Below are 12,250 nucleotides of genomic sequence, written 5' to 3' on the forward strand. Positions count from 1 at the left end.
ACGAGGGACAGCGGCGATCTTCTTTGACCGTATGTAAACCAGGCGAAAACGCCAGTTTTAACTTCACCCTTGTAGACCGTCTTGCCCACCCCCATATTGGGGCGACTGACGCGTGAAGGAATTCAACTTGAGCGACCTTTTAAACCGCCGCCTGGCCCTGCTCGGCGAGCGCGCCAACCTCTCTCTGCTCGAGCAGTGCCTGCACGGTATCGAACGTGAATGCCTGCGTGTCACCGACAACGGGCGCCTGGCGCAGACGCCGCACCCGCAAGCCCTGGGCTCGGCGCTGACCAACGAACAGATCACCACCGACTATTCCGAGTCGCTGCTGGAATTCATCACGCCGGCCCTGGCCAACCCGGCTGATACCCTGCGCAGCCTCGACAGGATCCACCGGTTTGTCTACAGCAAGCTCGGCGACGAATACCTGTGGAGCCCTTCGATGCCGTGTCCGCTGCCGGCTGAGGAGGAGATTCCGATCGCCTATTACGGCACCTCGAACATCGGTCGGCTCAAGTATGTCTATCGCAAGGGTCTGGCCCTGCGTTACGGCAAGACCATGCAATGCATCGCCGGGATCCACTACAACTTTTCCCTGCCGGAAAAGCTCTGGCCCCTGCTGCGCCAGGACGAAGCCAGCGATCTGAGCGACCGGGATTTCCAGTCGTCGGCCTATATCGCCCTGATCCGCAATTTCCGGCGCTACAGCTGGCTATTGATGTACCTGTTCGGCGCCTCGCCGGCCCTCGACGCCGGTTTCCTGCGTGGCCGACCGCATCAGCTGGAACAATTGGACCCGGACACCTTGTACCTGCCCTACGCCACCAGCCTGCGCATGAGCGACTTGGGTTACCAGAGCAACGCCCAGGCCGGCCTGACGCCTTGCTACAACGACCTGGCAAGCTATACCGATAGCCTGCGCAAGGCTGTGGCAACGCCGTATGCGCCGTATGTCGAGATTGGCACTCACCAGAACGGCGAATGGGTGCAGCTCAACACCAACATCCTGCAGATCGAAAACGAGTACTACTCCAACATCCGCCCCAAGCGCGTGACCTACACCGGGGAGCGACCGATCCAGGCGCTGATGGCCCGTGGCATCCAGTACGTCGAAGTACGTTGCCTGGACATCAACCCGTTCTTGCCGATGGGCATCGACCTGACCGAATCGCGGTTCCTCGATGCGTTCCTCTTGTATTGCGGCCTCGACGACAGCCCGCAATTGGAAAACAACGAGTGCAGCAACGCCACCAGCAACTTCCTGACGGTGGTCAAGGAAGGCCGCAAGCCAGGCCTGCAATTGCAGCGCCAGGGTGAATCGGTGGACATGCAAGCCTGGGCCCTGGAATTGCTGGACAAGATCGCCCCGCTGGCGGCACTGCTCGACCAAAGCCAAGGTGGTGATGACCACCGCCAGGCGCTGGACGCCCAACTGGCAAAAGTCCGCGACCCATCCCTCACGCCATCCGCCCGGGTACTGGCGGCCATGGCCGAACACAAGGAAAGCTTCGCCCAGTTCTCCCTGCGCCAGAGCAAGGCCCACGCCGAGTTTTTCCGCGCAGAGCCACTGTCGGCCGATGAAATAATTGCCTTCGAGGAAAATGCTCGGCGATCCCTGGTCCAGCAAACCGAGTTGGAGCAGAACGAAGTGGGTGATTTCGACGTGTTCGTGGGGTCGTACCAGGCGAGCATTCTAGCGATCAGTAACTGATTCGCCGCTGGCAAGAACATTCTGTGGCGAGGGAGCTTGCTTCCTTGCCACAGGGGTTTCGTGGCTTCTCGATAGACTTTTTCGCAGATAAGCTAATGCGAAAAAGTTATTTATTTTATAGTTCTTAGATCATTTAGTCTCCTCCAACGCCGACTCTCCGGCGGCTTGTTGAGGAGCTTTACCATGTCTTTGAGTTTCCCCCTTCGCCTTCTCGCAGCCGCCTCCCTGGCCGCGGCGAGTTTTTTCGCTCAGGCAACCGACCTGACCGTCGCCTACCAGACCACCGTGGACCCGGCGAAAGTCGCCCAAGCCGATGGCGCGTATGAAAAAGCCACCCAGGCCAAGATCGCCTGGCGCAAGTTCGACAACGGTGCCGATATCATCGCCGCCATCGCCTCGGGCGATGTGCAGATCGGCTACCTCGGCTCCAGCCCGCTGACCGCCGCGATCACTCGTAAGGTGCCAGTAGAAACATTCCTCATCGCGACGCAGATCGGCGCCGCCGAAGCCTTGGTGGCCCGTGACGGCTCCGGCATCAAGACCCCGCAAGACCTGATCGGCAAGAAGATCGCCGTGCCGTTTGTTTCCACCGGCCATTACAGCCTGCTCGCCGCGCTGAAACACTGGAATATCGACCCATCGAAAGTCACCGTGCTCAACCTCGCCCCACCGGCCATCATCGCGGCGTGGAAACGCGGCGACATCGACGCCACCTACGTCTGGGACCCAGCCCTGGGCGTGGCCAAGGAAAACGGCAAGGTGCTGATTACCTCTGCGGAACTGGCGCAATTTGGCGCACCGACCTTCGACGCATGGATCGTGCGCAAGGACTTCGCCCAGCAGCACCCTGAAATCGTCACGGCTTTCGCAAAAGTCACCCTGGATGCCTATGCCCAGTACCGCAAGGACCCACAAGCCTGGCTGGCCGATGCGTCCAACATCGACAAGCTGGTGAAGCTATCCGGGGCCAAGGCCAGCGATATCCCGCTGTTGTTGCAAGGCAACGTATTCCCCCTGGCCGCAGACCAGGTGCTGAGCCTCGGCGCCCCAACCACCCAGGCGATAACCGACACCGCCGCGTTCCTCAAGGAGCAAGGCAAGGTCGAAGCCGTACTGCCGGATTACGCACCGTACGTCAGCGCCAAATACATCACTCGCTGATCAAAAAGGAGACACCGAGATGGCCTTGCTACAGCTGGAGCGCATCAGCGCACAGTACCCCGGCGCCACGAAACCGGTACTGACGGATATTTCGTTGACCCTGGGCCCACAGCAGTTGCTGGTCGCCCTCGGGCCATCCGGCAGTGGCAAGACGTCGTTGCTGAACCTGATTGCCGGGTTCGTCGAGCCCAGCGCCGGACAAATCACCTTGGACGGCGTGCCAGTGTCAGGCCCGGGCGCCGAACGTGGCGTGGTGTTCCAGGACGATGCGTTGCTGCCTTGGCAGGACGTGCTGGCAAACGTCGGGTTTGGCCTTGAACTGGCCGGGCTCGCGAGAGAAAAACGCGAGGCTCGCGCCCGGGAAATGCTTGCCTTGGTGGACCTGGCCGGGTTCGAAAAGCGTCGCGTCTGGCAGCTGTCTGGCGGTCAGAAGCAACGCGTCGGCCTGGCCCGCGCGCTGGCGGCCGATCCACGGATACTGTTGATGGACGAACCGTTCGGAGCCCTGGACGCCTTCACCCGCGAGCAGATGCAGGAACTGCTGCTGCAGGTCTGGCAGCGCACCGCCAAACCGGTGTTCCTGATTACCCACGACATTGAAGAAGCCGTGTTCCTGGCGACCGATCTGATTTTGCTGGCGCCCGATCCCGGGCGGATCGTCGAGCGGCTGAGCCTGGATTTCGGCCACCGCTACGGCGCTGGCGAATCGGCCCGGTCGATCAAGTCCGATCCACGCTTCATCGAGACCCGCGAGCACGTGCTCGCCAGAGTGTTTTCCCAACGCAGCGCCACTCGACAACAGGAGCGCGCATGAGCAGCTATGAAATTCCAGCCGTGGCCGGCGATGCCGTGAATTCGCACGCGGCCGCACCCGCTCGACGCAGGCTGAGCACACGCTGGATCAGCGGCCTGACATTGGTGGTGTTGCTGTTTCTCTGGTGGGCGATCACCGCCACCGGGCTGATCGAACCGCTGTTCCTGCCGCCGCCCTTCGCCGTGCTGCAGAAGGGTTGGCTGCTGGCAACCAGCGGCTACATGGACTCGACACTCTGGCAACACCTGGGCGCAAGCCTCGGCCGGATTGGCCTGGGCCTGTTGTTCGCGGTGCTGACAGCGGTGCCGGTGGGCATCGCCATCGGCGCCAATCGTATTGCCCGTGGCGTGCTCGATCCGCTGATCGAGTTCTATCGGCCGATCCCTCCCCTGGCTTACTTGCCGCTGATCGTGATCTGGTGCGGCATCGGCGAGCTGTCGAAAGTCCTGCTGATCTACCTGGCGATCTTCGCCCCGATCGCCATCGCTACGGCCACCGGCGTGCGCACCGTCGACCCGGCCAGATTGCGCGCCGCGCAGTCCCTGGGCGCCTCGCGGAGGCAATTGATTCGTCATGTGATCGTACCCAGCGCCTTGCCCGACATTCTTACCGGCATTCGCATCGGCCTGGGCGTGGGTTGGTCGACGCTGGTCGCCGCTGAACTGATCGCAGCCACCAGCGGCCTGGGATTCATGGTGCAGTCGGCGGCGCAATTCCTGGTCACCGATGTCGTGGTTCTGGGAATCCTGGTGATCGCAGTGATCGCCTTCGCCATGGAGATGGGCCTGCGCGCCCTGCAACGCAAACTGGTGCCATGGCACGGCCAGGCTCACTGATACGCAATGACCACGCCGACCATTCGGCGCCCATCCGAGAGAATCAAAATGAGCCGCCCGACCATTACCCCTTTAAGCATTGCCCTCGGCGCGCAGATCAACGGGATCGACATCAGCCAACCGCTGAGTCCGCAAGACCGGGATTTCGTCGAGCAGGCATTGCTGGAACATCAGGTACTGTTTTTCCGCGACCAGCCGATCGAACCACCGCAACAGGCACGTTTCGCGGCGTATTTCGGTGACCTGCACATCCATCCGATCTACCCCAACATACCGGAGCAGCCTGAAGTGCTGGTGCTCGACACCGCCGTCACCGATGTTCGCGATAACGCGGTGTGGCACACCGACGTGACCTTCTTGCCGACACCCGCCCTGGGCGCGGTGCTCAGCGCCAAGCTGCTGCCGGCGTTTGGCGGCGACACGTTATGGGCCAGCGGCATTGCAGCCTACGAAGCGTTGTCGGCGCCGTTGAAAAGTTTGCTGGAAGGTCTGACAGCGACCCACGATTTCACCCGTTCATTTCCGCTGGAGCGCTTCGGCAACTCGCCTGAAGACCTGGTGCGTTGGGAGGAAGCTCGGCGCAAGAACCCGCCGTTGTCCCATCCAGTAATACGTACTCATCCAGTGAGCGGCCGCCGCTCGCTGTTCGTCAACGAAGGCTTTACCACCCGAATCAACGAGCTATCGGAAACCGAAAGCGAGGCGATCCTGAAACTGCTGTTCGCCCACGCCACCCGACCGGAGTTCACCGTTCGTTGGCGCTGGCAGGCCAACGACGTGGCGTTCTGGGATAAGCGCGTGACCCAGCATTTCGCCGTGGACGACTACCGTCCCGCCCGGCGCGTGATGCACCGGGCGACGGTGTTGGGGGATGTGCCGTTTTTCAGGTGAGTGCCTTGCCCGAATGGTTTTCCGGGGTAACGCATATCCCCGTGGCGAGGGAGCTTGCTCCCGCTCGACTGCGCAGCAGTCGCAAAACCTGTCCCACTGCTTTTCCTGATACGCAGCGTTGAATGGGTTTGGGGCCGCTTCGCGGCCCAGCGGGAGCAAGCTCCCTCGCCACAGGGGTGTTCGGTGTTACTCCGCTGTCGAAGGCTTCTCCCACAGGTTAATCCCACCCTCCTGGGCAAACCGGTCGATCTCGGCCAGTTCCTCGGCGCTGAAGTTGAGGTTCTGCAACGCCCCGACGTTCTCGACGATCTGCTCCGGCCGGCTCGCGCCGATCAGGGCCGAGGTGACACGTGGATCGCGCAGCGTCCAGGCCAGGGCCATTTGAGCCAGGCTTTGGCCGCGACGCTGGGCGATTTCGTTGAGGGCGCGGACGTGGGCGATATTTTCATCCGACAGATGCGACGCTTGCAACGAGCCACCGCCCGGACGATTCACCCGCGCATCGGCCGGAATGCCCTTGAGATACTTGTCGGTCAGCAGTCCCTGGGCCAGCGGCGTGAAAGCGATGACGCCAGTGCCGAGCTCCTCGGTAGCGTCCAGCAGGTCTTTTTCCACCCAGCGATTGAGCAGGTTGTAGGCCGGCTGGTGGATCAGCAGCGGGACTTTCCATTCCTTGAGCAGCGCGGCCATTTCCCGGGTCTTCACGCCCGAATACGAAGAGATGCCTATGTACAAAGCCTTGCCCTGTTGAACGGCTGTGGCGAGGGCGCTGGCTGTTTCCTCCAGTGGCGTGTCGGGATCGAAACGGTGGGAGTAGAAAATGTCCACGTAATCCACGCCCAAGCGTTGCAGGCTCTGGTCGAGGCTGGCGAGCACGTATTTGCGCGAACCGCCGCCCTGTCCATAAGGGCCGGGCCACATGTCCCAGCCGGCCTTGCTGGAGATGATCAGTTCATCGCGGTACTGCTTGAAATCTTCACGCAACAGCCGACCGAAATTGATTTCGGCGCTGCCGTAGGGCGGGCCGTAGTTGTTGGCGAGGTCGAAATGGTTGATGCCCAGGTCGAATGCCGTGCGCAGCAAGGCTCGCTGAGTATCGATCGGCGTACTGTCGCCGAAGTTGTGCCACAAGCCGAGTGACAGGGCCGGAAGCACCAGCCCGCTGCGCCCGACGCGGCGATAGGGAATGGACTCGTAGCGGTTTTGCGCAGCGGTGTAGGTCATCGAAAAGGCTCTCTGTGCGAACGGCGAGTGGCAGAAGCTAACATTTCACAGACGCATCGGTCAGGCCGAAAGTTCGCATGGCAGGTGTGGAGCGAGCTTGCTCCGGGCGGCGATCCGACGATAGCGGTGGATCTGCCAACAAATCATCGACAGGTATGGCCTCATCGCGAGCAAGCTCGCGCCCACAGGGCTCGATAGCCAAGCCTTAACGCGCCTGCGCAAACACCTGGGCCACCCAATCCACGAACACTCGCACCCGTGGCGACATGTGTCGGTTGTGCGGATAGAGCACCGACACTGGCATGGAAGGTGGTGGAGTCGCGGCGAGGACTTCCTGGATCAGACCCTGCCGGATCGGCTCCTCCATCCGGTAATGCGGGCACTGGATCAGGCCCATCCCGGCGATGGCCGACGCGGCGTAGATTTCCGCGCCGGACACTGACAACGTGCCCCCGATCGGCACTTCCTTGAGTTCGCCCTCGACCATGAACTCGAACGGATACAGCTTGCCGGTACTGCGCGAGACGTAATTCACCGCTTTGTGATGTTTCAGATCCGCGAGGCTTTTCGGCTCACCGTGCCGGCGAAGGTAAGCAGGACTGGCGCAAGTGATCTGCCGAAGATTGGCGACGCGCCGGCCAATCAATGACGAATCCGCCAACGTGCCGGAACGCACGACGCAATCAACGCCTTCGGCAATCAGGTCGACGAAACGATCCGCCTCGCTGATGAACAATTCTATTTCGGGGTAGCGAGCCATGAATTGCGGCAGCGCCGGGATCACGAAATATCGCGCCTGGGTTCCGTGCAGGTCCACCCTCAGCTTGCCTTTGGGCGCCACGCCGCGAAACGCCAGTTCGGCTTCCTCCAGCTCGGCCAGCAACTGCACGCATCGCGGGTAATAGGCTTCGCCATCAAGGGTCGGGCGTACCTTGCGGGTGCTGCGCTCCAGCAAACGCACCCCCAACCAGGCCTCGAACTGATTGAGCGTGTGGGTCAGCGTCGCCCGGGGCATGCTCAAATCTTCAGCGGCCAGGGTGAAACTGCTGCGCTCGTATATGCGGACAAATACCCGCATGGCCTTGACCTGATCCATCGGAATCCTGCGCCCTGATTGTTGAGAGATATTGAACAGTCAAGGCAACTTTCGTGCATTTATCGCCAAGAGTAAACATGTGAATCTGGCTTCAACCTACCACGACATCTCAGGGGATTCTTGCCATGACTGTTCCAAACTCCAAAGTTGCCATTGTCACCGGCGCCTCGCGCGGCATCGGTGCAGAGATTGCCAAGCAACTGGCCACTGACGGTTTCGCCGTCGCCGTCAACTTCGCCAGCAGTGCCACCGAAGCCTCCAGGCTGGTCGTGCAGTTGCGCCAGGCCGGTCACCAGGCCATAGCGGTGAAGGCCGACGTGTCGGTTGCCGCCGATGTCAGCCGGATGTTCGATGAAGTCGAAGCACAGCTGGGCAAGATCGATGTGTTGATCAACAACGCCGGCATCCTCCAGGTCATGCCCTTGGCACAGCACAGCGATGAGCTGTTCGACCGCACGTTTGCAATCAATACCCGGGGCACGTTCAACACCTTGCGCGAAGCCGCGACCCGGCTGAACGACGGCGGCCGCATCGTGAATTTTTCCAGCAGCACCGTGGGCCTGAACCTGCCTGGCTATTCGGTGTACATCGCCAGCAAGGCCGCGGTGGAGTCGCTGACCCAGGTGTTTGCCAAGGAACTGCGCGGTCGACAGATCACGGTCAATGCCGTGGCCCCGGGGCCGGTCGCCACCGAGCTGTTCATGCACGGAAAAAGCGAAGAGCAGGTGCAGCACTACGCGAAGATGCCGCCCTTGGAGCGCCTCGGCCAGCCGGAAGACATTGCCAGCATCGTGTCTTTCCTGGCCAGCCCGGCTGCCGGCTGGGTGAACGGGCAGATCCTGCGGGCCAATGGTGGGCTGGTCTGATCGCCGCCCGGAGCAAGCTCGCTCCCACAAGGGAATCCTTGACCTGTGGGAGCGAGCCTGCTCGCGTTGGGGCCGGTGGTGCCAGACCCTAAGCTCGTTGACGCCGTCCTTGGGCTTAGCTCAGCGCACCAGATGCAAGAACTGCATATGGCGTTCGTACTGATCGAGGATGTCGTTGATGACCTGCTCCTTGGAGTAGCCCACCAGGTCGTAATCCTGGCTGCCTTCGCTCAGGTGCACCTCGGCTCGGTAGTAACGCCGGTTGTTGATTTGCTTGGAGCCCATGCCGCCCCGGGCGAAGGACGGCGTGAAGTAGCCGCGCATCTGCACCTGGTAGATGAACGGATGCTGCTCGCCGTGGCCGATCTCCAGGCTGACGCTGTCGTTGGCCGGGTCTGGCTGGGTCATCACCGCCAGGCCTTTTTCAGCGAACACCGCTTTCACTTCTTCGATGGCAGGGCGCACCGTGGTGTCCAGGAAACGGTACACCTCGTCCCGGGAAGGGAAATGCACCGCCTGGCTCAGACGCTGGCGCCAGCCGCCCGTGCCCCGGCGAGATCCCGCCACCGGCGCGAGGGAATGCAATTGCGCAATCTGCTTCTGGGATTCGAGATAGAACGCCTTGTGCAGCCCCCACATCATCAGCAAAAGAATCATGGAGAACGGCAACGACGTCAGCACCACCGCTGACTTGAGCGCATCGATGCTGCCGGAAAACAGCAAGGCACTGGTCACCAGGGCGGTCATCGCCCCCCAGAACACACGCAGCCATTTCGGCCCGTCTTCATCGGGGCTGCCACCCTTGGCAGACAATGTCGAAAGCACCACGGTGCCTGAATCGGCGGACGTGACAAAAAACACGAAGCTGATAAACACCGTGACCGCGATCACCGTCTTGCTCCACGGATAGGTTTCCAGTAGCAGGTAAAGGCTCATCGACGGGTTCTCCAGGGCGGACATGCCCAAGGCACTCATGCCATGGTTCAGTACCTGGTCGAGGGCACTGTTGCCGAAGATCGACATCCACGCCAGGGTGAAACCCAGTGGAATCAAAAGCACGCCAAACACGAATTCGCGGATCGTACGGCCACGGGAAATCCGTGCGATAAACAGCCCCACGAACGGCGACCAGGCGATCCACCACGCCCAGTAGAAAACGGTCCAGCCGCCCAACCAGTCACTGGGCTTGTTGTAGGCGTACAGGTCGAAACTTTTCATCGGCAGCGCGCCGAGGTAGTCCCCCAAATTCTGAATCAGCGTGTTGAGCAGGTGCTGCGTCGGCCCGGCAAACAGCACGAACAGCAACAGCGCGCAGGCCAGCAGCATGTTGATGTCAGACATGACCCGCACACCTTTATCGACACCCGCCACGGCGACGATGATTGCCGCCCCCATCATCAGTACGATCAGGCCAACCTGAATCCACTGCGTGTGGGCGATGCCGAACAGGTAATCCAGCCCGGAATTGAGGTGCAGCACTCCAAACCCCATGTCCGCGCCCAGGCCGAACACGGTCGCGATGATGCCGAAGCCGTCCACTGCATAACCGATCGGGCCATTGATGCGCTTGCCGATCAGCGGGTACAACGCCGACCGCAAGGCCAACGGCAAGTTGTGCCGGTAGGCGAAGTACGCCAGGGCCATGCCGACGAATGCAAAGACGCCCCAGCCGTGCAAGCCCCAGTGCAGGAATAGGATCTGCATGGCCTGGCGCGCCGCATCGGCGGTGCCGGCCTCCCCTTGGGGGGGCTGGACCAGATGGGTCAGCGGCTCCGAAACGCAAAAGAAGAACAACGTGATGCTGATCCCGGCGGCGAACAACATGCCGGCCCAGGACAGGTAACTGAACTCGGGTTCGTCGTGGTCGGCTCCGAGCTTGATCTTGCCGTAGCCGGACAATGCAGTGACTACCACGAAAATCAGATACAGGGTCATCGCCAGCAAGTAATACCAACCGACCGTGTTGGCCGCCCAGTTCTGGGCCGCCAGAAGCCACGCGCCGGCCTGCTTGGGCAGCGTGATGACAACCAGGCCGAACAGCAGGATGAAGGTCGCCGAGAAATAAAACACTGGCGGATTCATGCGGACCAGGCCGCTGGGTGGGAGGGACGAAGTGCTCATCGACAGAGCACCTCGCGAAGCGAAGCAGCGATGTGTACAAACGGACTCGGCAAAGGCAAGCCTCCTGTTGTGAGCGGGCAGCAAACCAATGGTTTAACTTGAATGAACGTTCAAGTTAAACATGAATAGGGAACTAGAGACTAATCGCCGGGCTAAATGGCACGTTTCATACACTAGCCTATGGCTGGGTATGACGTTGCCTGGCGCGCATTCGTTCAGTGTTGCCTCGAACCCTGTGGAAGCTTACAAACCCTTCTTCATCTCCATTCACGCCGGGTCGAAGATTGCTGGTTGCCGCCCGAATATCCACATGCCTATAGTCCGACATCGCCTACAACCAGTACGGACTCATGATCAAAGAACAGCTGTCCCGCTTTCATCGTCTCGACCTGCTCGGTCATCCGACACCGCTGGAGAAACTTGAACGACTCTCCCAATGGCTCGGCCGCGAGGTCTACATCAAGCGCGACGACCTGACGCCCTTGGCACTGGGCGGCAACAAGCTGCGCAAGCTTGAATACCTGGGCGCCGACGCGTTGGCCCAAGGTGCCGACACCCTCATCACCGCTGGCGCGATCCAGTCCAACCATGTCCGCCAGACGGCTGCCTTGGCCGCCAGGCTGGGCCTGGGTTGCGTGGCGCTGCTGGAAAACCCCATCGGCACCGACGACAGCAATTACCTGGGTAACGGCAATCGACTGCTGCTTGACCTGTTCGACGCGAAAGTCGAATTGGTGGATAACCTGGATAACGCCGACGATCAATTGCAGGCCCTCGCTGGCCGCCTGCGCAGCAACGGGAAAAAACCCTACCTGGTGCCGATTGGCGGTTCGAACGCCCTCGGCGCACTGGGATACGTCCGTGCTGGGCTGGAGCTGGCCGAACAGATCAAGGACACCGGTATCGATTTCGCCGCCGTCGTGCTGGCCTCGGGCAGTGCCGGAACCCACAGCGGCCTGGCGCTGGCCTTGAGCGAAAGCCTGCCCGCGCTTCCGGTCATTGGCGTGACGGTTTCCCGTAGCGAAGAAGATCAATTCCCCAAGGTCCAGGGCCTGGCCGAACGCACGGCGCAGCTGTTGGATGTCGCCGTCCCGCAAGCCTTCAAAGTGAACCTGTGGGATGAATACTTTGCTCCCCGCTACGGCGAACCCAGCGCCGGCACGCTGGCGGCGGTCAAGCTACTGGCGAGCCAGGAAGGGCTTTTGCTGGACCCGGTCTACACCGGCAAGGCCATGGCGGGCCTGCTCGACGGCATTGGTCGCGACCGCTTCGACGAGGGCCCGATCATCTTCCTTCACACCGGTGGTGCGCCGGCATTGTTTGCCTACAACGCGGCGTTTTGAGGTCCAGAAAACAATCCATGTGGTTATATAGGGAGGATTTAATATTATTTTCCAACCTATAAAAGCCACCCTATAGTCTCGCCGCAGGCGCATTTGCCGCGAGACGTCTTGGCTGCTTTAAGGCAGGATGTGGCAATCTTTTCGGAGCGCGGCGACGCCTTTCCATCCAACGATGTCTTCTAAGAAA

Annotated in this window: 10 protein-coding genes; 7 read left to right on the forward strand and 3 right to left on the reverse strand. The window is 61.1% G+C overall.

Annotated features, from left to right (window positions below):
* Window positions 1-127 precede the first annotated feature (127 nt).
* The 5 genes from gshA (at window position 128) to tauD (ending at window position 5,413) form a co-directional block, all read left to right on the forward strand.
* Window positions 128-1,711, forward strand: coding sequence for a glutamate--cysteine ligase (gene gshA / locus DOCECA_RS21090; protein ID WP_420766435.1), 1,584 nt, complete (start codon window positions 128-130; stop codon window positions 1,709-1,711).
* A gap of 183 nt (window positions 1,712-1,894) precedes the next feature.
* A complete protein-coding gene (tauA, locus tag DOCECA_RS21095; protein WP_445571022.1) occupies window positions 1,895-2,872 on the forward strand; it encodes a taurine ABC transporter substrate-binding protein in 978 nt (325 codons plus the stop codon).
* A gap of 19 nt (window positions 2,873-2,891) precedes the next feature.
* The gene (tauB, locus tag DOCECA_RS21100) at window positions 2,892-3,686 is read left to right on the forward strand and encodes a taurine ABC transporter ATP-binding subunit (protein ID WP_434649293.1); all 795 of its coding nucleotides are present in this window, start codon (window positions 2,892-2,894) and stop codon (window positions 3,684-3,686) included.
* Entirely contained in the window at window positions 3,683-4,522 is an 840-nt protein-coding gene (gene tauC, locus DOCECA_RS21105) for a taurine ABC transporter permease TauC (RefSeq protein WP_434608369.1), read from the forward strand. Before tauB ends, tauC begins: the two co-directional genes overlap by 4 nt.
* Before the next feature lie 48 nt (window positions 4,523-4,570).
* Complete coding sequence (tauD, locus tag DOCECA_RS21110; RefSeq protein WP_445571023.1) at window positions 4,571-5,413, forward strand: taurine dioxygenase; 843 nt, start codon at window positions 4,571-4,573, stop codon at window positions 5,411-5,413.
* Between the two features lie 186 nt (window positions 5,414-5,599).
* On the opposite strand, the gene mgrA is transcribed toward tauD, so the two are convergent.
* Both mgrA and DOCECA_RS21120 read right to left on the reverse strand, forming a co-directional pair.
* The gene (mgrA, locus tag DOCECA_RS21115) at window positions 5,600-6,637 is read right to left on the reverse strand and encodes an L-glyceraldehyde 3-phosphate reductase (RefSeq protein ID WP_434561220.1); all 1,038 of its coding nucleotides are present in this window, start codon (window positions 6,635-6,637) and stop codon (window positions 5,600-5,602) included.
* Window positions 6,638-6,842: 205 nt separating this feature from the next.
* Window positions 6,843-7,733, reverse strand: coding sequence for a LysR family transcriptional regulator (locus DOCECA_RS21120; RefSeq protein WP_434561222.1), 891 nt, complete (start codon window positions 7,731-7,733; stop codon window positions 6,843-6,845).
* A gap of 125 nt (window positions 7,734-7,858) precedes the next feature.
* Here DOCECA_RS21120 and DOCECA_RS21125 point away from each other — a divergent pair, with 125 nt between their 5' ends.
* Entirely contained in the window at window positions 7,859-8,599 is a 741-nt protein-coding gene (locus tag DOCECA_RS21125) for an SDR family oxidoreductase (RefSeq protein WP_420766442.1), read from the forward strand.
* Between the two features lie 120 nt (window positions 8,600-8,719).
* Here the strand turns inward: DOCECA_RS21125 and betT are convergent, their stop codons facing one another.
* Window positions 8,720-10,681: a choline transporter BetT gene (betT, locus tag DOCECA_RS21130; protein WP_434611683.1), complete on the reverse strand. Its 1,962-nt coding sequence runs from the start codon at window positions 10,679-10,681 to the stop codon at window positions 8,720-8,722.
* A 389-nt stretch (window positions 10,682-11,070) separates the two neighbouring features.
* Here betT and DOCECA_RS21135 point away from each other — a divergent pair, with 389 nt between their 5' ends.
* Window positions 11,071-12,063: a D-cysteine desulfhydrase gene (locus DOCECA_RS21135; protein WP_434608372.1), complete on the forward strand. Its 993-nt coding sequence runs from the start codon at window positions 11,071-11,073 to the stop codon at window positions 12,061-12,063.
* The last annotated feature ends 187 nt before the right edge of the window (window positions 12,064-12,250 follow it).

This window comes from Pseudomonas sp. E102 (genome assembly GCF_052660185.1).